We start from the raw sequence: 26233 nt of genomic DNA, 5'->3' as shown, positions 1-26233 counted from the left end.
TGCCCGCGCTCCCCTTTGCAGCCTTTTCTCAAATTTTCAGGAATATCCTTAATCATTGAGTGTGATTTTTTGTGCCAGTAATGCCTTCAGTTCCGGAATACATGAGCCGCAATTGCTTCCACAACGTAATGCCTGTCCCAGTGCCTGAACCGTATCACAACCGTTAGCGATAGCCTGGGTAATGGCTTTTTCTCCTACGTTAAAACAACTGCAAATAGTCACTCCCTTATCAGCCGGAATTCCTCCGGATTTCCCGCCCAACAGCGCATGACGAGCCTGAGCATTTTCCGGCTTTTGCATGAATGCGCAGAGGATCGCCTCATCATCAATCTGCGGCGGCGTTGCTGCTGACCAGAACCCGAGCATCAGGTTGCCATCATGCCAGGCCAGCAGATTCAGCCCCCGTTCCCATTGCGCCAGTTGAAGTTGCCAGCCCTGCGCCACACAATATTGTTGTAGCCAGACGAAAATATCGCTGTCACCCGCAAGGGTATAGCGCAACGCATTGTCAGCACTTTTACGCCACCAGTGGACGAATCCCGGCAACGTCAGCGTAGAGCGGCAAAACAGCTCTCCCTGCCACCGGGGCTGCCACGCCATAATGCGCACCGCAGTCTGTTTGCTTTCCGGCTGTCCAGAGTCAGGATCGCAAACCGGGGAAACCAATGCATTTACTCGCCCCTGACGGGCAAAACGGTTATTCCAATGCATTGAGGTGAAGACGCACCCCGGCCTCTGTCCAGGGTGGATGGTTACTCTACCGACCATCACGCCGCGCGGGGAATTCACCCGGCATAGTGCACCTTCATTAAGTTTGAAGCGACCAGCATCTTCAGGTGCAATTTCTACAAGCGGCTCATTGATATGCTGCATCAGGCGTGAAATTGTCCCCGTGCGCGTCATGGTGTGCCACTGATCGCGAATGCGACCACTATTTAACACCAATGGATAGAGGGCATCGCAGGTGGTTTTCATCCCCTGCGGCGCAACAGCGACCAGGCGTAAACGTTGGTTACCACGCCACCCCTGCCAAAGATTAAGCGTTGATGAGCCTGTGCTCACCGGCCAGCGAACCGGCGTCATCTCATCCCACTGTTGGTGCGTCAGCTCAGCTAACGCGCCAATATCAAATGCACGTTCACCTCTGTTTTCATAACCAGAAAGCGCCGCATGTTCACAAAATACCTCCCAGGCGCTTTGCCAGCCAAACGCCTGGGCAAATCCCAACTGTTTCGCCATTTGCGCGACAATCCACCAGTCTGGCCGCGTCTCACCCGGCGCAGTTAAAAATGCACGCTGGCGCGAGATCCGACGTTCTGAGTTGGTCACCGTACCGTTTTTCTCCCCCCAGGCCTGCGCCGGAAACCGGATATGCGCATAGCGGCTGGTATCCGTGTCAGCCACGACTTCGGAGACAATCACCAGTGGACAGGCGGCCAGCGCCTGGCACACTGCATGGCTGTCCGGTAGTGACACCGCCGGGTTAGTCCCCATGATCCATACAGCTTTGACATCGCCTTTACCGATCGCCTCAAACAGATCTACCGCCATCAACCCTGGCGTCTGCGCCAGCCTTTCGGTGCCCCAGAAACGGGCCAGGCGGGCAAGATCCTGAGGTTCAAAATTCATATGCGCCGCCAGTTGGGTCGCCAGCCCGCCAACCTCCCGTCCGCCCATCGCATTGGGTTGTCCGGTCAGCGAAAATGGGCCGCACCCCTCCCGTCCAAATTTACCGCTGGCCAGATGTACATTGATAATCGCATTGCATTTGTCGCTACCGCTGGCGGACTGGTTAATGCCCATGGTGTAAAGCGTGATGGCTGTTGACGCGCGCGTAAACCAGTCATAGAAGGTGACAACATCAGCAACATCCAGCCCGCAAAATTGCGCGACACGCTCCAGATTCCAGTCGCGGGCGATAGCAAACGTTTCTGCAGCGTCATCAAATTCACTCCGCGCATCACCCTCAGCCACAATCCGGTTCAGTAAGCCAACAAACAGTCCGGCATCGCTACCGGGCAGCAGGGAAAGATGCAGATCGGCGATATCACAGGTGGCGGTGCGACGAGGATCGATAACCACAACCTTCATCGACGGATTGGCACTGCGCGCCTGTACCAGACGCTGATACAGCACCGGATGCGTCCATGCCGCATTCGATCCCACCAACACCACCAAATCGCTGCATTCGATATCCTCATAGCTGCAGGGCACCACATCCGCCCCCAACGCCCGCTTGTACCCGGTCACCGCAGACGACATACAAAGCCGCGAATTGGTATCAATGTTGGCCGCGCCAATGAAACCTTTCATCAGCTTATTCGCCGCATAGTAATCCTCCGTCAGCAGTTGCCCGGAGGCATAAAAGGCCACGGCATGCGGACCATGCTGAGCAATGATAGCGCGCAGGCGTTCACCGGCGGTATCCAGCGCCTGCGACCAGCTTGCCGTTGCGCCATCCACCATTGGCTGCAACAACCTGCCGCTGAGTCCTGTGGTTTCAGCCAGCGCCGCGCCTTTAACGCACAAGCGGCCAAAGTTTGCCGGATGTTCGGGGTCGCCTCTGACGGTGACACCATTGTTGTCCACCTGCGCAATTACGCCGCAGCCAACGCCACAGTACGGGCACGTTGTACGAGTCTCACTCATGATGCCTCCGCCCGCAGGATCAGCGCCTGAGTTCCCACCCACACTTTTCCAGCCTCCACTTTCACCGGCCAGGCGCGTACCGCCTGTTCTCCGCTGTCATACTGGCGGCCATCGCGCAGACGAATACGTTGTTTATACAGCGGCGAGATAACAATCGGCTCACCCTGCACGTCCCCCAGAATACCGCGTGATAACACCTGAGCAGAACTACCGGGTTCAAGGTTATCAAGGGCATAAATCGTCTGCCCAAAGCGAAATAACGCGATTTGTACGTCTCCCAGGCGTGCACCAATACCCGCCTGCTCAGGGATCGCATCAAGGGCGCATATCTCCTGCCAGGGTTTTGTCGGTAATAACTCCCGACCTCTGGATGCAGATGCCGCCAACTGCGGCTGCCCGCGCAAAGGCGCGCGTGCAATCGTCTCATCCGGCTCATCACTATTGATGTAAGAACGAAACAGCGCCAGGCGCTGCGGGCTGCTGAGCGTGGTTTGCCATTCACACTGATAACTTTCCACAACCCGCGCCATCTCTTGTTCCAGTTCGCTGGCAATACCTAAACTGTCGTCAAGGATCACCTCACGTAAATATTCAATACCGCCTTCCAGGTTATCCATCCAGGTGCTGGTACGTTGCAGACGATCGGCGGTGCGAATGTAGAACATCAGGAAACGGTCGATGGTACTCAGCAGCGCGGCATCATCCAAATCACTGGCAAACAGACAGGCATGGCGCGGTTTCATTCCTCCGTTGCCGCACAGATAGAGATTCCAGCCTTTATCCGTCGCAATGACGCCGACATCTTTGCCCTGCGCCTCGGCGCATTCCCGGGTACAACCGGAAACCGCCATTTTAATTTTGTGTGGCGCGCGCAGCCCTTTGTAGCGATTTTCGAGTATCACCGCCATTGCCGTTGAGTCCTGTACGCCGTAGCGACACCAGGTTGAGCCCACGCAGGACTTCACTGTACGCAACGACTTCCCGTACGCATGCCCTGTTTCAAACCCCGCCGCCACCAGCTCGCGCCAGATATCTGGTAACTGCTCCAGACGCGCACCGAAAAGATCCACCCGCTGCCCGCCGGTGATTTTGCTGTACAGCTGGAAACGTTTCGCAATCTGGCCTATAGCGATCAGGCCGTCTGGTGTGACCTCTCCCGCAGGCATACGTGGAACCACGGAATAGGAACCGTCTTTTTGAATATTGGCAAAATAGCGATCGTTAGTGTCCTGCAACGGTAAGTGCGCAGGTTTAAGCAGATACTCATTCCAGCAGGACGCCAGCACTGACCCCACCAGAGGTTTGCAGATTTCGCAGCCGTGACCATGACCGTAACGGCTAATCAACTGTTCGAAAGTATGAATATGGTTCACCCGTACCAGGTGATAAATCTCCTGGCGCGACCAGGGAAAGTGTTCACAGATATCCTTTTTAACCTCAACGCCCTGGGCCGCAAGTTGGTGCTCCATCACCTGTTTAACCAGCGCGCTGCATCCGCCACATCCAGTCGCAGCCTTCGTGCACTGCTTGATGGCGCCCATGTCCGTCGCGCCAGCGCTCACCGCCTGACATATATCGGCCTTACTGACGTTATGACAAGAGCAGATTTGCGCAGTATCGGGCAATGCCGCAACCCCAAGCGCTTTCGACGCACCGCCCGCCAGCGAGGGCAGGATCAGCGATTCCGGCTGACCGGGAAGCGGCATCCCATTGAGCATCATTTGAAGTAGCGTGGCGTAATCGCCAGCATCGCCAACCAACACCCCACCCAACAGCGTTTTGCCCTCCGCGCTGACGACGATTTTTTTGTAGATCTGCTCGGGACCATGCGTCCATTGGTAACTTTTCGCGCCCGGCGTACGGGCATGCGCATCGCCAAAAGAAGCGACATCGACGCCCAGCAGCTTGAGTTTGGTACTCATATCCGCGCCGCTAAAGCTGACATCGTCTCCGGCCAGCTGTGCGGCGACCACCCGCGCCATTTGATACCCCGGCGCGACAAGGCCAAAGACTCGCCCTTCCCACAGCGCACATTCGCCGATTGCAAAAATGGCGTCATCTGACGTGCGACAGTGGTTATCGATACAAATCCCACCGCGTTCGCCAATATTTAATCCGCTACGACGCGCCAGCGCATCCTGCGGACGAATCCCCGCAGAAAAGACCACCATTTCAGTTTCCAGCTTTTCGCCATCGGCAAAGTGCAGTACCAGTCCGTCAGAAGTGCTTTCAATTTCCGTGGTCGATTTCGCGGTGTGGACGCCAACGCCCAGCGCTTCTATCTTTTCTCGCAGCATCGCGGCACCGGCGTTATCCAGTTGTACCGCCATCAGATTAGCCGCAAATTCAACGACATGCGTTTCCAGCCCAAGCTGACGCAGCGCGTTCGCCGACTCCAGACCAAGCAGGCCTCCGCCGATAACCACCCCGCGGCGCGCACTTTTCGCTTTCGCTGCAATGGCATCCAGATCGTCCAACGTACGATAAACAAAGCAGGATGGAGAATCCCCACCTTTCACGGGAGGGACAAACGGATACGATCCGGTGGCAAGCACCAGCGCATCCCAGTGGGTTTCATGTCCGTCGGCGTTACGGATGACGCGCGTTTCACGATCGATCCCGGTCACGCATTGCCCCAAACGTAGCTCGATGCCATTGCGGGCAAAGAAATCATCTGCGACAAGCGAAAGTGATTGCGCGCTGCGCCCGGCAAAATACTCAGACAGATGCACCCGGTCATAGGCGGCATAACGTTCCTCGCCAAACACCACGATGTGATAATGCAAATGCAGATTACGGCTTACGCATTGCTCGAGAAAATGGTGGCCAACCATACCGTGTCCCACAACAGCCAGCGTCGGTTTTGTCATCGTCATCTGTCCTGCAGCCGATGGCTGCGTATCAAAGCGGTCGAAGAGCCAGTCTGATTGTGCTGTCGCCCCCTGGGCCAGCAAATCGGTTAACGGCGCGGCGCTGCGGCAATCGCCCATCAGCAGCACACCATGGAGTTTTCCGTCACGCGTCAGCAAGCGGCGGTAGTGCCCACTAAGCGGATCGTATGTACTCAGGATGGCATCCGTCGCCGTCGCGTCTGTTACACCTGCACTAAACAGATCAATGCCCGTCACCTTGAGACGCGTTCCGCTCGACTGCCAGCCAAATCCGGCACCGGTAAAACCCGCCAGTCGCGCAGCCAACACCTCTGCCTGCTTCAGACACGGCGCGACCAGTCCCCACGTCTGGCCGTTAATCTCGCAGCATTCCCCGACAGCGCTAATGTTGGGCGTTGAGGTGCGAAGTTGATCATCCACCACGATCCCCTGCTGACAAACTACGCCGCACGCCTGCGCCAGGCGGATATTGGGTTTTACCCCCGTGGCAATCACCACGCCATTCGCCGCAATCCGCTGGCCATCCAGCAACGTGACGCTGTCGGCTTCGATACTGGTGATGCCTGAACCAAGTTCACAGCGAATGCCACGACTCGTCAGTTGAGCCTGCAACAAGTCGCTGGCCAGTTGATCAAGCTGTTGTTCCATCAGCCTACCCGTGCGATGAATTAACGTGACGTTGTCACCATTAAGGTGTAATGCTGCCGCCGCCTCTATGCCAAGAACGCCACCGCCCAGCACCACCTTTGGCCCAGACCGCTGGAGAATCGCCTCAACATCCTGCATCGAGCGAAAAGCATGAACATGCGGCTGTTTACCGCCGGGAATAGGCGGAATAAACGGATACGACCCGGTGGCAAATACCAGCTCATCCCAGAACATAAGCCGTTTTGTCGTGGTCAGGCTGTGGCTGGCGGCATCAACAGTCAGCACGGTTTCACCGCTTAGCACCGTCACGCCGTGGTAGAGATACCACTGCGCCGGGTGAAGTAAGGTTTGCGCAAAGGCCTTTTCTCCCCCCAGTACCGGTGAAAGTTGGATCCGGTTGTAAGCAAGCTGCGGCTCTTCACCGATAACGGTGATGGCAATGTTGCAATCCCTGTACGTAATAAGCGCCTCAATCAGGCGAGTAGCCGCCATGCCATGACCTACAATGACCAGTCGCGTCATATCACCCTCCTTACGCCGCCTTCGGCTGTTTCTCATACAGAAAATGGAGTATGCGTTGTCGTAGCTGATGGTATCGGCTGTCATCGGCGAGCTGGACCCGATTGCGTGGGCGCGGCAAATCAACCGTCAGGATCTCGCCTACCGTCGCCGCCGGCCCGTTGGTCATCATCAGAACCCGGTCGGAAAGCAGCACGGCTTCATCAACGTCGTGAGTGATCAGCACAATGGTGGTGTTCAGCGACTGTTGAATGTGCATCACCGTATCCTGCAGATGCGCCCTGGTGAGCGCATCCAGTGCGCCAAACGGTTCATCCATGAGCAGGACTTTGGGTTTCATCGCCAGCGCCCGGGCAATACCCACGCGCTGCTTCATCCCACCAGAGACTTCACCGGGGTGTTTATGCATCGCGTGGCCCATCTGGACGCGATGCAGGTTGTGCTCGATCCACTCGCGTCGTTCGGCTTTGCTCATGGTGTGGCGGAAAACCTGATCGACGGCCAGGGCTACATTGTCGAAGCAGGTCAGCCACGGCAGCAGCGAATGATTCTGGAAAACGACCGCCCGCTCAGGCCCTGGCCCGGCAATTTCGCGATTATCACAAATCAGGCCTCCTTCCGTAGGCAGCGTAATGCCGGCAATCAGATTCAAAAGCGTCGACTTGCCGCAACCGGAGTGACCAATCAAACTGACGGTCTCCCCTTCATGGATATCAAAAGAGACATTGTGGAGCGCGAGGAACTCACCGCTGGCGGTCGAGAAACGCTGGCTGACCGCCTGGATCTGAATAATGGGTTTCATGTTGTCTCCTTATTTTTCCTGCCAGCTAAACCGACGTGCCACCAGCATTAGCCCCTGCTCAAGCAGCAGGCCTACAACGCCGATGATGACGATAGCGATGAGAATGTTTTCGACGTTAAGGTTGTTCCACTCATTCCAGATCCAAAAACCAATCCCCAACCCGCCGGTGAGCATTTCGGCTGCCACAATCACCAACCAGGCGATGCCGATAGACAGGCGTATGCCAGTGAGGATCGCCGGCAGCACGGCGGGGAAAAGTATCCGTCGCATCACCGTCCACTCTGAGAGCTGCAGTACGCGAGCAACGTTGAGATAATCGTCAGGAATTCTCCGCACCCCTTCGGCGGTGTTGATCACCATCGGCCATATAGAACAGATAAAGATGGTCCAGCTCGATGCGGGTTCCGCTTTTTGAAACAACAGCAGTCCAATCGGCAGCCAGGCCAGCGGGCTGACCGGGCGCAACAGCGCAATCAGCGGAGAAAACATGTGCGAGAAGAAGGTATAACGCCCAATCAGAAATCCCAGCGGGATCCCCACCAGCGCCGCTAATCCGAAACCGATCGCAACCCGTTGCAACGACGCCAGCACGTTCCAGCCGATCCCCATATCATTCGGCCCGCCGTTATAGAACGGATCGGCAAACAGTGTCAGGGCTGAATCCAGAGTGCTCAGCGGCGTAGGAAATCCTTTGCTGTTGATAGCGGCCAGTTGCCAGCACACCACCAGCAAGGCAATCCCCAGCAGAGCGGGTACGGCTCGCCTGAGCCATGCGTTTAACCATAATGACCACGGCATTTTGCGCTTTCTGACCTTCATCGTTGATAGCGTTATGACTTCACCAACTGCCGGTTCAGGGGATTTAAGCTGCGTATTTTGTTTCATCTCAGGCTCCTGTACGGTGGAGGGTAAAACTGTTGGCATAGGCTTCTGGATTGCGGCCATCCCATACGGAACCGTCCATCAGCGTACTGGTACGTAACAATTGCGCAGGCGGTGTTATCCCACCAACCGCAGCTGCCGCATCGCGCCAGATATCGGTCCGGTTGATGCGCGCGGCAATGGCTGCATAATCCGGTTGTTGCTTTAACAATCCCCAACGGCGGAACTGGGTCAGAAACCACATGCCATCGGAATGCCATGGAAAACTCACCTCGCCGTCGCGAAAAAAGCGTATGGCATGCGGATCCTGCCAGCGACGACCTGCCCCGTTGTCGTACTCACCCAGCATTCTTCCCGTCAGATAGCTTTCTTTGGTATTGAGCCAGGCCCGGCGCGCCAGAATTTGTGCTGTTTCGCGTTTGTTGGCGTCACTGGCATCTATCCAGCGCGACGCTTCAAGCAGCGTGCTAACCAGCGCCCGGGCAGTATGTGGATATTTTTCGACCCACTCCCGGCGCGTACCGAGTACTTTTTCCGGATGGTCGGGCCAGATTTCCTGAGACGTCGCCGCGGTAAAACCGATGCGGTCGTTGATCGCCCGCGCATTCCACGGCTCGCCGACGCAGAATCCGCTCATATTGCCAATGCGCATGTTCATCACCATTTGCGGAGGCGGTACCACGACGGTGCGAACATCGGTGAAAGGATTGATGTCAGCGCTGGCCAGCCAGTAATAGAGCCACATGGCATGTGTGCCGGTGGGAAAGGTATGCGCGAAGGTATAGGTTCCAGGCGCCTGCGAGACGATCAGTTTCTTCAGCGCAGACGCATCGGTAATCCCCTGCTCCAGCAGCGTTGCGGAGAGCGTGATCGCCTGCCCGTTCTGATTGAGCGTCATCAGATTGGCCATTGGCTGCGCTTTACTGGCAATCCCCAGTTCCAGTCCATACAACAGGCCGTACAGAACATGCGCCGCATCCAGCTCTCCAGAGACCAGTTTGTCACGCACTGCGGCCCAGCTTGCCTCTTTGGTCGGCACCAGCGTAATGCCGTATTTTTTATCAAAACCTTTCAACGCGGCGATAACCAGCGGCGCGCAGTCGGTTAGCGGAATAAAACCGACCCGAACGGTAGTGATCTCCGGCGCATCAGAGCCTGCCGCCCAGACCGAGGACATCAGTCCTGGAATCAGGGAACTGGCCCCCATCACGGCACTTGCCTGCAAAAACTGCCGCCGCGTTAACGAAACTGTTCTGTCACCCATACATGCTCCCCATAAAAAAAGGCGTCCAACAATGCCGAAGCATTGCAGGACGCCTTTATCCTCAAAACAGTCAGACCGCCGTTGGCCTGCTGCTAAATTGTCTGTATGAGTGAATGCAATTCAGATGCCAGAATTACACTGACGGTTTTAGCGGGTTCAACGCGTAGCAGACGTCGTGGTGCACCCAAATATGGCAGCCGCTGCCCGCCCGTTGTGCAGCCGCTATCCCTGCATCAGGGATTTGACGGTAAGCAGTGCCCGGGCGATATCCACCATCCGTTGGTTTTTATCCATAGCCATTTTTCGCAATAGCTGCCACGCCTGTTCTTCGCTGACCTGTTGGTGATTCATCAGGATGCTTTTTGCTTTATCAATCACCTTGCGCTCCTCTAAGGCGTCCTGCAATGAGGCCAACTGGGCGCTCATCTGTTCCAACTGGCGAGCCTGCTGGCGAACAACCCACAATAATTGTTTATCCCGACGTAACGAAAGGGGTTCCTCAGCACGGTCATCAAGCCAGTTGTCGAGCGGCAAGGCGGAGGTTTCTTCTGCCAGCCGCCGCGCCACGGCGTTCAGCAACTCGGTAATCAGCATCTCTTCGAGATGGCGTAATTGTTCAAGGCGCTGCGTCTGTAGGGTAAACCAGCGTAGCGCGCTTTCACCGTTATCGAGTTGGGGTTGTCGCGTACAGGCCTGGCGTCGCAGTTGTTCGATCTCGCCCGATGCCTCGCACTGCTGACGAAAATGCTGCACCAGCACAGGTGAAGCCAGGGAGATAAAGGTGTCAAAGCACGGCTGCTGCCCGTCGATTCTGTCCACCAGCTCCTGGCGCATCGGAGGATTAAACTCGCCCTGGGTAAAGCCAATGGCCCCTAATGCCCGCTCTTGCCCCACCAGTTCTTTACCCTGCATAAAACTGTACAGCGCTACCAGTCCACCTGCGACATGGGGATAATCGATGCTGTCGTTAAGCTGCGGTACAATACCCAGCAGATGGCGTAACATCCGGCTATATTGCTCCATCACCTGCTGCGCATCGACAATCTGTCCGCTGACAGACTCACGCAGCGTCGTTAGCTGATCGAGACACCAGACGGTGCCAGCAATGCGGTGACACAACGCACTGCCCGCCACCGGCATAATGTGCTGGAAAAGGATATGCAGTTGCCGACACTCCTCATCCACCAGCGCCCGACTGGCACGGACCTCCCGATCATAAAGCGTACCTTGAGAACACAACCAGATATTGGATGCACCGCGTTCGCACTGTAGCATATGCACCAGATGGCTGATGCGTATCACCAGCTTACCGGACTGCGCCAGTTGGCGAAGCTGGGTATTCTCAAGCTGGCGGGCATGGCGAAACCATTGCGCCGCGCCGAAATTTTGTGCATTTGTCATCATCTCTGCCCTCACCGATAACGGGTTATCCCTGAGGACAAGCAATATCCATGCCCCCCTGACAACAGGAGTAAAAATGCAAAAGATAGTGATCGTCGCGAACGGTGCGGCCTATGGAAGTGAATCCTTATTTAACAGCCTGCGACTGGCTATCGCCCTGCGCGAACAAGAAGCGGATCTCGACCTGCGCCTGTTTTTAATGTCGGACGCGGTAACCGCGGGATTACGAGGACAGAAACCAGCGGAAGGATACAATATTCAGCAAATGCTGGAGATTCTGACGGCGCAAAATGTGCCGGTAAAACTGTGCAAAACCTGCACCGATGGCCGAGGCATAACGGAGCTGCCGTTAATCGACGGAGTAGCCGTCGGCACGCTGGTTGAACTGGCTCAATGGACTCTGGCTGCAGATAAAGTGCTGACCTTCTGATACACCGCTTTCAGGCCAGCACACTGAAAGTGTCGATAATTTCCGGATTTAATCGTAGATGGGCGCGGTTTCGTTGAACGTTAGCACGCCCTTTCAACCCTTTTGAGGGATTTTGTCACTTTTGTTTAATCGTTATGCCATTTTTTGATCAAAATCAGCATCCTGTGGCTCACCCTTTGGTGTTATGCCATGAGTGAAATGTGAACAACATCACGCAGCACTTTCGACAGAAAGTACGTTGTTTTCAAGAACGGGGTGAAAAATGGCATTAGTGAAGGCGAGTTTAAAGTTATTTGGTGGCGATACGGTGGTAGTGCGCTGTTCTGAGCGCTGTCATATCCATCTGATGAGCGAGAAAAATCACGTCAAAGACACGCAGTCCGATATTTTAAGCGTGCAGGATCGTGATAACGCATGGTTGACCGTGCCCTATACCGGCATCTGGAATGTGCTGATCGACAGCCACAGCCAGTCGCTCGAGCATTCGATAAGTTATATTGCAGCCTAAGGGTTAAATGCCCGAAGAGCGTCTGGCTTTCGGGCATACAGTTCCAGGCTGGAGTCAGGCAAACCCTGGTCGCATAACGCCTTCTGGCAGGTTCTCTCCCAACAATCGTTTGACCGTGATCACCAAATCGTTAAGACAATCATCCTGCATCCCTAACTTAACCAGCTCTTGTTCCAGCGAGAACAGATACTGGGCGTTAGTGCCTAAAGGTCCACTGGCGGCGGCAATCAGCGGCGCGATCACCTGCGCACGCGTGTCTGACTCAAACAGCGGGTGACGCGGATCCATAATAAAGACCAGCGCGTTCACCGTCCTGCCATCATCCAGCGCCAACTGACACCAGGTCGGCAGATAACAGCCGGTGATCATTTCTCGCTTCCACAGCAGCGAAAGCTCTTGTTCCAGGGATGCCTCCGGCAAGCGGTAGGCCACACCGGTGGTGCGTCCTCCTTCTTTCAGGGCCAGCATACGTCCTGGCTGACACGCCGTTCCTCGCCCCGCCGTCAGGCGCAGACAGAAAGCACGGTGCCAGCCGACTAACGTCCCGGTACAGGACTCTTCAAACTCTAAGGCCGGGTTCCACATCAACGATCCATAACCAAAGATCCACACCGGTCCATCATCTGGTCGGCAAGCGAGCGTGGCGGCCAGTGAGGCTGCACGTTGTTCCGCTGACCAGAGTAGTGATTCTTCAATAGCACCAAATGCCGTCTTACAGTCGGCATTCAATAAAAAATCACGCGTTAACACCTTACACCTCCGCCACTGCAGCTTCCCTGCGACAACTTTTTTGACGCCTTCCGGGCTTTTTTACTGCTCATTTTGAAACCAATAGCTGGACAATAGGCAATTCACCGCTCGCTTGCAAGCCAGCAACGGCGCGGCGTAGCACGATTCGCTAACGCCTGATGCTGGCTAGTTCATAAAAGCATTATAATTGATACTGTTACGTCTTTTTATGCCATTTATCATCATCACCTTTTTGATAATCATTTTTGACCGCGGCCCACGCCACCTTGTGCGCCGTCTCTTCGCGGGTGGCATCATCACGACGGTCAGATTTATCTTTATACTGTTCCCAGGCGCTGTTGAAAGCTTCTTTGTAGATGTCCTGAGCATGGGCTGGCAGAACATGCTGCACGCTGTCAGGCAGATCGCTTTTAGATTTATACGGCATTGTGAACTCCTCTTTTTAGGCTAAACCTTAAGTGTGGTTAACAATGCGGCGATACGCCAACAAAAGACATTTTTAGAAACTTTCTTCATCTAACCTTCTGTTAATTAAACAGTCTATAAACAAAGAATTTGTTTTTGACCGCTTTGAGAGGAAAAATAAGCGATGTAGTAAAATTTCGTAAAATGTCACCTACAAAACCAGGTTTTCTGTTATTTTTTACATTCTTTAATACTTTTTATAATTATAAATACCTGCAGAGATGGAGAAATTAGTTCAATGACACAAGTACATGAGGCGGTAAAAACCCGCCACAAGGAGACCTCTCTCGTCTTCCCGATTTTGGCGCTGGTAGTACTGTTCTTCTGGGGGAGCAGTCAGTCACTACCAGTGGTCATCGGTATCAATGCGCTGGCCCTTATTGGTATATTAAGCAGCGCATTTAGCGTTGTCCGTCATGCGGATGTATTAGCGCATCGACTTGGCGAACCCTACGGGTCGCTGATCCTCAGCCTGTCCGTTGTTATTCTTGAAGTCAGCTTAATCTCCGCATTAATGGCGACTGGCGATGCTGCGCCTACGCTCATGCGCGATACGCTATATTCAATCATAATGATCGTAACCGGCGGTCTGGTCGGTTTTTCTTTACTGTTAGGTGGTCGTAAATTTGCCACTCAGTATATGAACCTGTTTGGTATTAAGCAGTATTTAATCGCCCTGTTCCCGCTGGCCATTATTGTACTGGTGTTCCCAATGGCTTTACCGGGAGCGAATTTCACTACCGCGCAGGCGCTGCTGGTGGCATTAATTTCTGCGGCGATGTACGGCGTGTTTTTGCTGATACAAACTAAAACCCACCAGAGCCTGTTCATTTACGAGCATGAAGACGAGGGTGACGACGATGACCCGCATCACGGTAAACCGTCAGCCCACAGCAATATGTGGCACGCCGCCTGGCTTATCATTCATCTGATCGCTGTAATCGCCGTGACCAAGATGAACGCCAGCCCGCTGGAGACATTGCTGACTGAACTGAATGCCCCAGTGGCATTTACCGGTTTCCTGGTCGCATTGCTGATCCTCTCTCCTGAGGGTCTGGGCGCGCTGAAAGCGGTTCTGAGTAATCAGGTTCAGCGGGCGATGAATTTGTTCTTCGGTTCGGTGTTAGCCACCATTTCACTGACCGTTCCGGTCGTAACGCTGATCGCATGGGCAACCGGGAATGATTTGGTCTTTGCGCTGGGCGCGCCAGAGATGATTGTGATGGTTTCATCGCTGGTACTGTGCCATATCTCTTTCTCTACCGGACGCACCAACGTGCTTAACGGCGCGGCGCATCTGGCGCTGTTTATCGCCTATCTGATGACGATATTTGCCTGAAAAAAAGCCGGATACGACGCAATGCGTCTTATCCGGCCTGGAGTATGTTTCACTTCATTTCTTACGGTTTTGTCGGCCCGATAAGCGTTGGCGCTATCGGGCGGTCAAACCAGACTTAGTTCTCGGTATCCAGCTCGTCGAAGCTTTTCACCAGGTCATCAATCGCTTTAATCTGCGTCAGGAACTGTTCCAGCTTCGCCAGCGGCAGTGCGGATGGGCCATCGCATTTCGCATTGGCTGGATCCGGATGCGCTTCAATAAACAGACCTGCCAGGCCTACCGCCATACCGGCACGCGCCAGTTCGGTAACCTGCGCGCGACGACCACCGCTTGCTGCGCCAAACGGGTCGCGGCACTGCAGCGCATGGGTGACGTCAAAAATCACCGGTGAATTGCCGGAGACTTTCTTCATCACGCTGAAGCCAAGCATGTCCACAACCAAATTGTCATAACCAAAGTTCGCGCCACGGTCGCACAAAATAACTTTATCGTTACCGCCCTCATGGAATTTATCCACGATATTACCCATCTGGCCCGGGCTTACGAACTGCGGTTTCTTAACGTTGATAACGGCACCGGTTTTCGCCATCGCTTCCACCAGATCGGTTTGACGAGCGAGGAATGCCGGCAGCTGAATCACATCCACCACGTCAGCAACAGGCTGTGCCTGGCTGGCTTCGTGAACGTCGGTGATCACTTTTACGCCAAAAGTCTGCTTCAGTTCCTGGAAGATTTTCATCCCTTCTTCAAGGCCCGGTCCACGGTAAGAGTGGATGGAAGAACGGTTGGCTTTATCAAAGGAGGCTTTGAACACGTAAGGGATACCCAGCTTTTGAGTAACGGTTACGTAGTGCTCACAAATGCGCATCGCCAGATCGCGGGATTCCAGCACGTTCATTCCGCCAAACAGCACGAACGGCAGGTCATTTGCCACGTTGATGTCGCCAATGCTAACCACTTTTTGTTTCATAGGATCGCCTTAAACGGTAGGTAAAGTGTCATTAATCAATGCAATACAATTTGCTTGTGCGAAATAGTATTAATCTGCGCACGAATCATTTCGCTGATCGGGTCTTCCGGACACTGTTCAACGAAATAACTTAAGTCGGTCAGCGCAACATGTTCACACTCGAGCTGCGCGTATATCAATCCGCGATCGCGTATTTCATACGGATCTTCGGGATTAAACTGTAATAGTGCTTCGCTGGCACGCAGCGCCAGCTCCATTTGCCGCTCTTCCATCAGCGATGATTTCAGCGTGTCGAGCAGCTTGCGGATGACTTCTGCATTATCCGCCTCATCCAGGTCTTCGTTAAACAACTCCGCGACCGGGCTGATATTCCCCTTCAGCCATACTTCCAGCGTGTGCTCATTCAACGTTTCGCCATTGAACGGATTGATTAGCCACATTTCGCCATCGAGCGATTCGATACGCAGGATAAGTTGTGTCGGGAAAATCACCGGCACCAGCGGCAGTTCCAGCCGGTTGGCAATCCACAATAAGATCGCCCCCAACGACACGGCGCTGCCCTGACGATTTTTCAGTACCTGATCAAGCCATAATGCATCAGAAAGACGATAGACGCCGTGGGTATCCGTAAACCCCCATTCGCCATAAAAAAGTGCCAGCAGTTTTTCCAGTTGCTCATCCTGAGACAGGAGCTGGCTAATTTCTTCTTGCGCCAGACTGACCAGACGTTCCAGTTCGTCATAGACAGTTTGTGTTGGAAAATCCAGACGGATAGACTCCGACGCCAGGATCATCCCATCACACAATGGCGCTTTATTAAATTCGAAATCAGCTAACGACCTCATGCTTACCCCAGTAACGGTATTTTTGTGGTGGCGAGTTTAATGATGATGTACAGCACCACCAGCGCCAGCGGAAATGCGATTAATCGCGCCTGCTGACTGCGCGCCCGACGATAATCGAGCGCAATAAAACCCAAAACGATGTAAATGATAACCCCAAACAGCTTTTCAGTCAGCCATGTCCCGTGCTCAGTGAATGGCAGGATGTGCGCTTTAACCATTAACGCCACGCCGCTGAGTAATAAAACGGTATCCACAACCGGCGGCACAACGCGCGTCCAGCGCGCGCAGGCAAGACGCGAGTCGGTGTAACGCCACCAAAAACGCAGCGTCAGCAGACCAACAGAAAGCGCAATGCTGATGAGATGGACGTTGAGTAACACACTGAAAGTATTCATGATGGGATGCGTCCAAGCGTAATTCGCTCGTTGCCGCCATAGTCACGGCAGGTTTCAACCGCCTGATAACCCGCCCGAGTAAAGGCGTCGCGGACTGCCTGTCCCTGCTGCCAGCCATGCTCCAGCATCAGATAGCCCCCGGGCGTTAACACATGCTGAGACTGGTCAATGATGTGTACGATATCCGCCAGTCCCTGATCGCCTGCCACCAGTGCCGACAGCGGTTCAAAGCGAACGTCGCCTTGCGCCAGGTGAGGATCCTGCTCGTCGATATACGGCGGATTGCTGACAATCATATCAAACCGCTGTCCCTGCAATGCACTGAACCAGTTGCTTTGCAGCACGCAAACATTGTCGATGCCCAGATGCTGTTTGTTGCGAATGGCCAGCGCCACGGCATCCGGCATACGATCGACCGCCGTCACCGCACAATCCGGACGCTCGCTTGCCAGCGCCAGCGCAATGGCGCCCGTGCCGGTTCCCAAATCGAGAATACGACACGCTGAGGCCGGCAGGCGAGCCAGCGCCTGCTCCACCAGACACTCGGTATCCGGACGAGGGATAAGCGTCGCCGCAGACACAAACAGCGGCAGCGACCAAAACTCGCGCACGCCGGTAAGATGTGCCACCGGCTCACCCCGCTGACGGCGTTCCAGTAATGTGTCGAGTTGCTGACGCTGCGCCTCGGTTAACACCGTTTCGCCGAAAGCCAGAATAAAGGTGCGACCCTTACCGGTAACAGACTCGAGTAAAATCTCGGCGTCACGGCGCGGGCTTTCGCTTGCCTGTAATTGGCTTATCGCTTCACGCAGCCAGTGCTGATAATCCATTAATCCTGCTCGGACAACGCCGCCAGTTGGTCGGCCTGGTATTCCTGGACAATCGGCTCAATGAGCATATCCAGTTTACCTTCCATCGCTTCATCCAGACGGTAGAGCGTCAGGTTAATGCGGTGATCGGTCACGCGACCCTGCGGGAAGTTATAGGTACGGTTACGATCGCTGCGATCGCCGCTACCCAACAGGTTGCGTCGTTCAGAGGCTTCCGCCTGTTGACGTCTTGCCACTTCGGCGGCACGAATTCGCGCCCCCAGCACCGACATCGCTTTCGCTTTGTTTTTGTGCTGCGAACGTTCGTCCTGGCATTCCACTACGATACCGGTCGGTAAGTGGGTAATACGGATTGCGGAGTCGGTGGTGTTAACGTGCTGACCGCCTGCGCCTGATGAGCGGAAGGTATCAATACGCAGATCGGCCGGGTTGATGTCCGGCAGTTCGGCATCCGGTAATTCCGGCATAACCGCGACCGTACAGGCAGAGGTGTGAATACGGCCCTGTGATTCCGTCGCAGGTACGCGCTGAACGCGATGGCCGCCGGACTCAAATTTCAGTCGCCCGTAAACGCCTTCACCGCTAATCTTGGCAATGACCTCTTTAAACCCGCCATGTTCGCCTTCGCTGGCGCTCATGATCTCAACCCGCCAGCGACGGGACTCAGCATAACGGCTGTACATGCGGAACAGATCGCCGGCAAACAGTGCGGCTTCATCACCACCAGTTCCCGCACGAACTTCGAGGAAGGCGTTACGTTCGTCATCGGGATCTTTAGGTAACAGCAGAACCTGCAGATGTTGCTCCAACTGCTCGCATTTCTCTTTTGCTTCACGCAGTTCATCCTGCGCCATTTCACGCATTTCAGGATCGTCGAGCATCATCTGAGCCGTTTCGATATCTTCCTGAACCTGTTGCCAGTCCGTAAAACAGCGAGATACATCGCTTAATTGCGCATATTCACGCGACAGTGCACGAAAGCGGTCCTGGTCTGCGATAGTACCCGCATCACCGAGCAGCGCCTGAACTTCTTCATGGCGTTCATGCAGGGCTTCCAGTTTGGCAACGATAGAAGGCTTCATAGGCGTAAATGCACCCTGTAAAAAATAAGATTGGTGTGCTGCTACTCCAGCCCGAGGCTGTCGCGCAGAATATTCAGGCGTTCACTATCCCCGTCACGGGCAGCCTGTTGAAGTGATTTGGTTGGTGCATGGATCAGGCGGTTGGTCAGTTTCCAGGCCAGATCCTGCATAATGGCTTGCGCATCACCACCCTGTTGAAGAGCAGCCAACGCTTTGGCGGTCAGTTCATCACGAATTTGTTCTGATTGACTGCGATACTCGCGGATAGTGTCGCTTGCGCCCTGGGCACGTAACCAGGCCATAAACTCGCTGGCTTCCTGCTCCACAATCGTTTCGGCTTCCACGGCCGCCGCTTTGCGCTGGGCCAGGTTATGCGAAATGATGCTTTGCAGGTCGTCTACGCTGTACAGATAGGCGTTAGACAATTTACCCACTTCCGGCTCGACGTCACGCGGTACGGCGATATCCACCAGCAGCATAGGTTGATTACGACGATTTTTAAGCGCGCGTTCTACCATTCCTTTGCCGATAATCGGCAACGGGCTGGCGGTAGAACTGATAATAATATCAGCATCCTGCAAACGCGCGTCGATATCACTCAGTGAAATCACCTCAGCGCCGACTTCATCCGCCAGCACCTGCGCACGCTCACGCGTACGGTTGGCGATGATCATCTTCTTCACTTTGTGCTCACGCAGGTGTCGCGCCACCAGTTCGATAGTTTCGCCTGCGCCCACTAACAGCACGGTTACCGTGGAGAGCGATTCAAATATCTGCCGCGCCAGGGTACAGGCGGCAAACGCCACCGACACGGCGCTGGCGCCGATGTCAGTTTCTGTACGTACACGTTTAGCGACAGAGAATGATTTCTGGAACATGCGTTCCAGCGCACTGGCGTTCAGGTGACCTTTTTGCGAATCCGCAAACGCTTTTTTCACCTGCCCCAGAATTTGCGGTTCACCGAGCACCAGTGAATCCAGACCGCTGGCAACACGCATCAAATGACTAACGGCGTCGTTGTCCTGGTGCCAGTACAAGCTGTTGCGCAGGTCTTCTTCATTGAGGTTGTGGTATTCGCACAGCCAGCGAACCAGCGCTTCTTGCAGGTTATCCTGCTCTTCAACGCTGAGATACAGCTCCGTGCGGTTACACGTCGACAACACCACCCCGCCCTGCACCATTGGCTGCGCGAGCAGGCTGTCCAGCGCCTGATCGAGCGTATCCGGCGAAAACGTTACGCGTTCTCGCAGCGATACAGGTGCCGTTTTATGGTTAATACCAAGCGCTAAAAGGGTCATGTGTGCGGGAATAGTACCAGCGTTGATAAGGTTAGACTGGGTGCATCATACAGGATGCGTGCGGTCAATAAAAGAGACTGACCCCTTTTGGAGTAATGGCTTAGTGCACAAATTTAAGCGATTTAAGATAACTTGAACGTAGACGATGTCTGATGGCGGCGCTAGCATTAAGAATTATAACTGCAACGTATCTCAAGGATTTGTCATCATTATGACCCTGCCCGATTTTCGCCTGATTCGCCTGCTGCCGCTGGCGGCCCTGGTTCTTACCGCTTGTACGATCAACGCGCCGAAAGGTCCCGGCAAAAGCCCCGACTCGCCACAGTGGCGCCAGCACCAGCAGGAAGTACGCGCCCTGAACCAATATCAGACGCGCGGTGCGTTTGCCTATATCTCCGATCAACAGAAAGTGTATGCCCGCTTTTTCTGGCAACAAACCGGACAGGATCGCTATCGTCTCCTGCTGACCAACCCGCTGGGTAGCACTGAACTGGAACTCAATGCGCAGCCGGGCAGCGTCGAACTTGTCGATAACAAAGGCAAGCATTACACCGCCGACGACGCCGAAGAGATGATTGGCAAACTGACCGGCATGCCTATTCCATTGAACAGCCTGCGCCAGTGGATCCTTGGTCTGCCAGGTGACGCCACCGATTACAAGCTCGATGACCAATATCGTCTGAGTGAGGTGAACTACAGCAAAGACGGTAAAAGCTGGAAAGTGGTCTATAGCGCCTACGACAGCAAAACCCAGCCCGCGATGCCGGCAAACATGGAACTGTCCGACGGCTCCCAGCGTATTAAGCTGAAGATGGATAACTGGATTGTGAAATGATGACCCATTGGCCCTCTCCGGCAAAACTGAATCTGTTTTTATACATCACCGGGCAGCGTGCGGACGGTTACCACACGCTGCAGACGTTATTTCAGTTTCTTGATTATGGCGACACGATAGATATTGCGCCGCGCGGCGACGGCGAAATTCGCCTGTTAACCCCGGTGGAAGGCGTTGAGCATGAAGACAACCTGATCATCCGTGCGGCACGTTTGCTGATGAAGGCGGCATCTGAAAGCAATCGTCTTCCTCAAGGGAGCGGCGCCGACATCAGTATCGAAAAACGCCTGCCGATGGGCGGCGGTCTTGGCGGAGGCTCGTCTAATGCGGCGACCGTTCTGGTGGCGCTGAATCATCTCTGGCAATGCGGACTCTCGGTTGATGAACTGGCGGCACTCGGCTTAACGCTGGGGGCGGACGTTCCCGTGTTCGTGCGTGGCCATGCGGCCTTTGCCGAAGGCGTAGGAGAAATTCTGACACCGGTCGAGCCAGAGGAAAAATGGTATCTGGTTGCACACCCGGGAGTCAGTATTCCGACACCGGTGATTTTTAAAGATCCCGACCTCCCGCGTAACACGCCAAAAAGGTCAATAAAAACGTTACTAAAATGTGAATTCGGCAATGATTGCGAGGTTATCGCAAGAAAACGTTTTCGCGAGGTTGATGCGGCGCTTTCCTGGCTGTTAGAATACGCGCCGTCGCGCCTGACTGGTACAGGGGCTTGTGTCTTTGCTGAATTTGACACTGAGTCTCGTGCTCGCCAGGTGCTTGAGCAAGCCCCGGAATGGCTCAAAGGCTTTGTGGCGAAAGGTGTCAACCTCTCCCCATTGCATAGAGCGTTACTCTAAATCATTCGGGTTTCAGGAAGATGGCGAGATGACAAATCGCCAGGAGCATACAAAAGTATGTGACTGGTGCGAGAAATTGATGCCAACGCACATGAAACACGAAGGATCACGAGTAAGCCGGGCAAGCTGAGTTGCGGTGACAACGTCACCCTGTTCCAGACGTTGCATCGCGCTCTTTAATACACCGCATGGAGAGGATACTGCCTGGCCCGCACAGTTTTCGGCAGATTCTTTCCACCAATGGACGCATGCCTGAGGTTCTTCTCGTGCCTGATATGAAGCTTTTTGCTGGTAACGCCACCCCGGAACTAGCACAACGTATTGCCAACCGCCTGTACACTTCACTCGGCGACGCCGCTGTAGGTCGCTTTAGCGACGGCGAAGTCAGCGTACAAATTAATGAAAATGTACGCGGTGGTGATATTTTCATCATCCAGTCCACTTGTGCCCCTACTAACGACAACCTGATGGAATTGGTCGTTATGGTTGATGCGCTGCGCCGTGCTTCCGCAGGCCGTATCACCGCCGTTATTCCTTACTTCGGCTATGCACGTCAGGATCGTCGCGTACGTTCCGCTCGTGTACCGATTACCGCTAAAGTCGTCGCTGATTTCCTGTCCAGCGTTGGCGTTGACCGCGTCCTCACCGTTGACCTGCATGCTGAACAGATCCAGGGCTTCTTCGACGTACCGGTTGATAACGTATTCGGTAGCCCGATCCTGTTAGAAGACATGCTGCAGCTGAACCTGGATAACCCGATTGTGGTTTCTCCGGATATCGGTGGCGTCGTGCGTGCCCGCGCTATCGCTAAACTGCTGAACGATACCGACATGGCTATCATCGACAAACGTCGCCCGCGTGCAAACGTTTCTCAGGTGATGCACATTATTGGTGACGTAGCAGGTCGTGACTGCGTACTGGTTGATGACATGATCGATACTGGCGGTACGCTGTGTAAAGCAGCAGAAGCACTGAAAGAACGTGGTGCAAAACGCGTATTTGCTTACGCAACCCACCCGATCTTCTCAGGTAATGCGGCAAACAACCTGCGCAACTCAGTGATTGACGAAGTCGTTGTCTGTGACACTATTCCACTGACTGACGAAATCAAAGCACTGCCAAACGTGCGTACATTGACCCTGTCGGGTATGCTGGCCGAAGCGATTCGTCGTATCAGCAACGAAGAATCCATCTCTGCCATGTTCGAGCATTAATCGAGCCCGGCTCAAAAACCCGCTGCGGCGGGTTTTTTTATCCGTTTTATTTATTTGTATGATTTATGCCAACTTCAACTATCGTTTTTTAGATAGATGATGCGCTCATGGATGAAACATTATTGTGAACAGACTATTTTCCTCACATGTGATGCCTTTCCGCGCCCTCATCGACGCTTGTTGGAAAGAAAAGTATACCGCCTCACGTTTTACACGTGACCTGATAGCCGGGATTACAGTTGGGATCATTGCGATTCCGCTGGCAATGGCGCTGGCAATCGGCAGTGGCGTTGCGCCGCAGTACGGCCTGTATACCTCAGCCGTCGCTGGGATTGTCATCGCCCTTACCGGGGGATCGCGCTTTAGCGTATCAGGTCCAACCGCCGCCTTCGTGGTCATTCTGTATCCGGTGTCGCAACAGTTTGGGCTGGCAGGCCTGCTGGTTGCCACGCTGATGTCGGGGATATTCCTGATCCTTTTCGGCCTCGCCCGCTTTGGTCGCCTGATCGAATATATCCCGGTGTCCGTTACGTTAGGTTTTACCTCGGGTATTGGTATCACCATCGGTACCATGCAGATTAAAGATTTTCTTGGCCTGCAGATGGCTCATGTCCCGGAGCACTACCTGCAGAAGGTCGGCGCGCTGTTTATGGCCCTGCCGACCATCAACGTTGGCGATGCCGCTATTGGCGTAGTGACGCTGGGGATCCTGATTTTCTGGCCGCGTCTGGGGATTCGACTGCCGGGTCACCTTCCTGCACTGCTGGCAGGCTGTGCGGTAATGGGGATCGTGAACCTCACCGGCGGGCATGTTGCCACCATCGGTTCTCAGTTCCACTACATTCTGGCTGATGGCTCACAGGGCAATGGTATCCCACAGCTGCTACCGCAGTTGGTATTACCGTGGAATATGCCGGAGTCAAACTTTACCCTGAGCTGGAGTTCGTTACAGGCGCTGTTACCCGCGGCCTTCTCGATGGCGATGCTCGGGGCGATCGAATCTCTGCTGTGCGCCGTCGTACTCGATGGGATGACCGGCACCAAACATAAAGCTAACAGCGAACTAATTGGTCAGGGACTGGGTAACATCGTCGCGCCGTTCTTCGGTGGTATCACCGCCACAGCGGCAATTGCCCGTTCTGCGGCAAACGTCCGCGCCGGGGCGACCTCGCCGATCTCTGCGGTTATCCACGCGATTCTGGTGATCCTTGCCCTGCTGGTGCTTGCGCCGCTACTTTCCTGGTTGCCGCTTTCCGCCATGGCCGCTCTGCTGCTGATGGTGGCATGGAACATGAGTGAAGCGCATAAAGTGGTGGATCTGCTGCGTCATGCGCCGAAAGACGACATCATCGTCATGCTGATGTGTATGTCGCTGACGGTGCTGTTCGACATGGTTATCGCCATCAGTGTCGGTATCGTTCTCGCCTCTCTGCTGTTTATGCGTCGTATTGCACGCATGACGCGTCTGGCGCCGGTCAACATAGACGTACCGGAAGATGTGCTGGTGTTGCGCGTGATTGGCCCACTGTTCTTTGCCGCAGCGGAAGGATTATTTACCGATCTCGAGTCGCGTATAGAAGGTAAACGCATTGTAGTCCTGAAGTGGGACGCGGTCCCGGTACTGGATGCCGGTGGTCTGGACGCTTTCCAGCGTTTTGTAAAACGGCTGCCGGAAGGTTGTGAATTACGCATCAGTAATCTGGAATTCCAGCCGCTACGTACCATGGCGCGCGCAGGCATTCAGCCAATCGCCGGGCGTCTGACCTTCTTCCCGAATAAAGACGCCGCGCTGGCAGACATCATCTAACCGTAACCCGGCCAGGCGAAGCGCCGCCGGGGCGACAAATGACAGAAAAAAAAATGGCTCCCACATGTGGGAGCCATTTTTATAACAAGCTTATTGCTTAGGCTTTCAGCAGTTGCTCAGCCGTTGCCTTCACGCTTGCCAGCAGAACTTTAACGTCCTCCAGACACACGGTAGGATTCAGCAGCGTCAGCTTCAGGCAGGTGACGCCATCTGCTTCGGTCACGCCGACGTTGGCGCTACCGGAAGCCAGCAGAACGTCACCAATACGCTGGTTCAGCAACGCAACGAAGGCCATGTCATCACTTTGCGGGCGGAAGCGGAACAGTACGCTTGCCAGCTGCGGTTCCATCACCAGTTCCAGATGCGGCTGGGTTTTCACAAACTCAGCCACATCACGCGCCAGCGTTACGCCGTTATCAATGATTTCGGCATACTGCTTTTTGCCCAGCGCTTCGAGGCCCATCCACAGCTTCAGCGCGTCGAAACGACGCGTGGTCTGCAGCGACTTCGACACCAGGTTTGGCACACCAGCCTCTTCATCGAAATCAGAGTTCAGGTATGCCGCCTGATAGCGCATCAGCTCATAGTGACGCGCGTCTTTTAACAGGAACGCGCCGCAGCTGATGGTCTGGAAGAACTGCTTGTGGAAGTCCAGGGTGACGGAATCCGCCAGCTCCAGGCCATTCAGGAAGTGACGATACTTCTCAGAAAGCAGTAGCGCCCCGCCCCATGCCGCATCCACGTGCATCCAGATCTGGTTTTCTGCCGCCAGCGCCGCGATATCCGCTAACGGATCAATTGCGCCCGCATCGGTCGTTCCGGCCGTGGCAACAATCGCCATCACCTGCTCGCCGTTGGCTTGCGCCTGGGCCAGCTTGTCTTTCAGGTCTGCCAGATCCATACGTGAGAAGGCATCGGTCTTCACCTGGGTGACGGAACGGTAGCCCAGCCCCATCAGCGCCATGTTCTTCTGTACGGAAAAATGCGCACTTTCAGAGCAGAACACTTTGATTTTGCTCAGATCGCCGGTCAGACCATTCTGCTGAATGGAGTGCCCCTGGCGTGCGAAGAAGGCATCACGCGCCAGCATCAGACCCATCAGGTTGCTCTGGGTGCCGCCGCTGGTGAATACGCCCGCGTCGCCTGCGCCGTAGCCTACCTGCTCACGCAGCCATTCGATCAGTTTGATCTCAATGATGGTGGCCGACGGGCTCTGGTCCCAGGAGTCCATGCTCTGGTTGGTGGCATTGATCAGCACTTCCGCCGCCTGGCTAATCACCAGGCTTGGGCAGTGCAGGTGCGCGACGCACTGCGCATGGTGAACCAACAGGCTGTCTTTCAGAAAGTATTCAACCGCACGCTCAATAGCGGCCTGGTTGCCCAGGCCCTGAGACGTAAAATTCAGGTTGATACGTTCACGCAGCTGTTCAACGGTTTTGCCCTGATACATCTCAGGCTGCTTCAACCATTCAACGACGGCTTGCGTACTCTGCTCGATAGCGTCCTGGTAGGCAGCGATACTTTGCGCCGAGCCGGACAGAATCGGGTTTACGTCTGACAT

Annotated in this window: 22 protein-coding genes; 7 read left to right on the top strand and 15 right to left on the bottom strand. The window is 54.7% G+C overall.

Features of this window, described 5'->3' with window-relative positions; all coding sequences use genetic code 11:
* Positions 1-48: 48 nt before the first annotated feature.
* The 6 genes from OGV77_RS01095 to nasR all read right to left on the bottom strand — a co-directional run bounded on the left by OGV77_RS01095 (position 49) and on the right by nasR (position 11059).
* Positions 49-2649, bottom strand: coding sequence for a nitrate reductase (locus OGV77_RS01095; protein WP_087050481.1), 2601 nt, complete (start codon positions 2647-2649; stop codon positions 49-51).
* The gene (nirB, locus tag OGV77_RS01090; RefSeq protein ID WP_087050480.1) at positions 2646-6710 is read right to left on the bottom strand and encodes a nitrite reductase large subunit NirB; all 4065 of its coding nucleotides are present in this window, start codon (positions 6708-6710) and stop codon (positions 2646-2648) included. The genes OGV77_RS01095 and nirB overlap by 4 nt, the downstream gene beginning before the upstream one ends.
* 10 nt (positions 6711-6720) lie before the next feature.
* Positions 6721-7509 carry an ABC transporter ATP-binding protein gene (locus tag OGV77_RS01085; protein ID WP_043016122.1) on the bottom strand — a complete coding sequence of 263 codons (789 nt, stop codon included), beginning with the start codon at positions 7507-7509 and terminating at the stop codon, positions 6721-6723.
* A 9-nt stretch (positions 7510-7518) separates the two neighbouring features.
* Entirely contained in the window at positions 7519-8394 is an 876-nt protein-coding gene (gene ntrB, locus OGV77_RS01080; protein ID WP_047410740.1) for a nitrate ABC transporter permease, read from the bottom strand.
* A 1-nt stretch (position 8395) separates the two neighbouring features.
* Complete coding sequence (locus tag OGV77_RS01075) at positions 8396-9655, bottom strand: CmpA/NrtA family ABC transporter substrate-binding protein (protein WP_087050479.1); 1260 nt, start codon at positions 9653-9655, stop codon at positions 8396-8398.
* 222 nt (positions 9656-9877) lie between these two features.
* Positions 9878-11059 carry a nitrate regulatory protein NasR gene (gene nasR, locus OGV77_RS01070; protein ID WP_087050478.1) on the bottom strand — a complete coding sequence of 394 codons (1182 nt, stop codon included), beginning with the start codon at positions 11057-11059 and terminating at the stop codon, positions 9878-9880.
* A 73-nt stretch (positions 11060-11132) separates the two neighbouring features.
* On the opposite strand from nasR, the gene OGV77_RS01065 reads away from it, so the two are divergent.
* Both OGV77_RS01065 and OGV77_RS01060 read left to right on the top strand, forming a co-directional pair.
* Positions 11133-11486, top strand: coding sequence for a DsrE/DsrF/TusD sulfur relay family protein (locus OGV77_RS01065; protein ID WP_047410733.1), 354 nt, complete (start codon positions 11133-11135; stop codon positions 11484-11486).
* A 262-nt stretch (positions 11487-11748) separates the two neighbouring features.
* The gene (locus OGV77_RS01060) at positions 11749-11994 is read left to right on the top strand and encodes a DUF1883 domain-containing protein (protein WP_003020763.1); all 246 of its coding nucleotides are present in this window, start codon (positions 11749-11751) and stop codon (positions 11992-11994) included.
* A gap of 54 nt (positions 11995-12048) precedes the next feature.
* Here OGV77_RS01060 and OGV77_RS01055 read toward each other — a convergent pair whose 3' ends face one another.
* A complete protein-coding gene (locus tag OGV77_RS01055) occupies positions 12049-12744 on the bottom strand; it encodes a gamma-glutamylcyclotransferase (RefSeq protein ID WP_060682116.1) in 696 nt (231 codons plus the stop codon).
* Positions 12745-12940: 196 nt separating this feature from the next.
* Positions 12941-13171 carry a putative cation transport regulator ChaB gene (gene chaB / locus OGV77_RS01050; protein WP_043016118.1) on the bottom strand — a complete coding sequence of 77 codons (231 nt, stop codon included), beginning with the start codon at positions 13169-13171 and terminating at the stop codon, positions 12941-12943.
* 276 nt (positions 13172-13447) lie between these two features.
* Between chaB and chaA the strand changes: the two genes are divergently transcribed.
* A complete protein-coding gene (gene chaA / locus OGV77_RS01045; protein WP_003020769.1) occupies positions 13448-14548 on the top strand; it encodes a sodium-potassium/proton antiporter ChaA in 1101 nt (366 codons plus the stop codon).
* A gap of 115 nt (positions 14549-14663) precedes the next feature.
* Here the strand turns inward: chaA and kdsA are convergent, their stop codons facing one another.
* The 6 genes from kdsA to hemA are packed head-to-tail and all read right to left on the bottom strand — an operon-like array spanning position 14664 to position 19968.
* The gene (kdsA, locus tag OGV77_RS01040; RefSeq protein ID WP_003020772.1) at positions 14664-15518 is read right to left on the bottom strand and encodes a 3-deoxy-8-phosphooctulonate synthase; all 855 of its coding nucleotides are present in this window, start codon (positions 15516-15518) and stop codon (positions 14664-14666) included.
* A 35-nt stretch (positions 15519-15553) separates the two neighbouring features.
* The gene (gene sirB1, locus OGV77_RS01035; RefSeq protein WP_003020775.1) at positions 15554-16363 is read right to left on the bottom strand and encodes an invasion regulator SirB1; all 810 of its coding nucleotides are present in this window, start codon (positions 16361-16363) and stop codon (positions 15554-15556) included.
* 2 nt (positions 16364-16365) lie between these two features.
* The gene (sirB2, locus tag OGV77_RS01030) at positions 16366-16758 is read right to left on the bottom strand and encodes an invasion regulator SirB2 (RefSeq protein ID WP_043016117.1); all 393 of its coding nucleotides are present in this window, start codon (positions 16756-16758) and stop codon (positions 16366-16368) included.
* A complete protein-coding gene (gene prmC / locus OGV77_RS01025; RefSeq protein ID WP_087050477.1) occupies positions 16755-17588 on the bottom strand; it encodes a peptide chain release factor N(5)-glutamine methyltransferase in 834 nt (277 codons plus the stop codon). Before prmC ends, sirB2 begins: the two co-directional genes overlap by 4 nt.
* On the bottom strand, positions 17588-18670 hold the full coding sequence (prfA, locus tag OGV77_RS01020) for a peptide chain release factor 1 (protein ID WP_003020786.1): 1083 nt from the start codon (positions 18668-18670) through the stop codon (positions 17588-17590). Before prfA ends, prmC begins: the two co-directional genes overlap by 1 nt.
* Before the next feature lie 41 nt (positions 18671-18711).
* Complete coding sequence (gene hemA, locus OGV77_RS01015) at positions 18712-19968, bottom strand: glutamyl-tRNA reductase (RefSeq protein WP_003833420.1); 1257 nt, start codon at positions 19966-19968, stop codon at positions 18712-18714.
* 211 nt (positions 19969-20179) lie between these two features.
* Here hemA and lolB point away from each other — a divergent pair, with 211 nt between their 5' ends.
* From lolB to dauA, 4 genes are all read left to right on the top strand, one after another.
* On the top strand, positions 20180-20803 hold the full coding sequence (lolB, locus tag OGV77_RS01010; RefSeq protein ID WP_043016115.1) for a lipoprotein insertase outer membrane protein LolB: 624 nt from the start codon (positions 20180-20182) through the stop codon (positions 20801-20803).
* Positions 20800-21651: a 4-(cytidine 5'-diphospho)-2-C-methyl-D-erythritol kinase gene (gene ispE, locus OGV77_RS01005; RefSeq protein WP_043016114.1), complete on the top strand. Its 852-nt coding sequence runs from the start codon at positions 20800-20802 to the stop codon at positions 21649-21651. The genes lolB and ispE overlap by 4 nt, the downstream gene beginning before the upstream one ends.
* A gap of 266 nt (positions 21652-21917) precedes the next feature.
* Positions 21918-22865 carry a ribose-phosphate diphosphokinase gene (gene prs / locus OGV77_RS01000; RefSeq protein ID WP_001518537.1) on the top strand — a complete coding sequence of 316 codons (948 nt, stop codon included), beginning with the start codon at positions 21918-21920 and terminating at the stop codon, positions 22863-22865.
* Between the two features lie 124 nt (positions 22866-22989).
* Positions 22990-24672, top strand: a complete 1683-nt coding sequence (dauA, locus tag OGV77_RS00995) for a C4-dicarboxylic acid transporter DauA (RefSeq protein ID WP_072033332.1) — start codon at positions 22990-22992, stop codon at positions 24670-24672.
* Between the two features lie 97 nt (positions 24673-24769).
* On the opposite strand, the gene OGV77_RS00990 is transcribed toward dauA, so the two are convergent.
* Positions 24770-26233, bottom strand: a complete 1464-nt coding sequence (locus OGV77_RS00990; RefSeq protein ID WP_087050476.1) for a pyridoxal phosphate-dependent decarboxylase family protein — start codon at positions 26231-26233, stop codon at positions 24770-24772.

This window comes from Citrobacter sp. Ce129 (assembly GCF_030334545.1).
Lineage (GTDB): Bacteria > Pseudomonadota > Gammaproteobacteria > Enterobacterales > Enterobacteriaceae > Citrobacter > Citrobacter europaeus.
The sequence above is the reverse complement of the archived record's forward strand: the minus strand, read 5'-3'. Positions and strand labels throughout refer to the sequence as shown.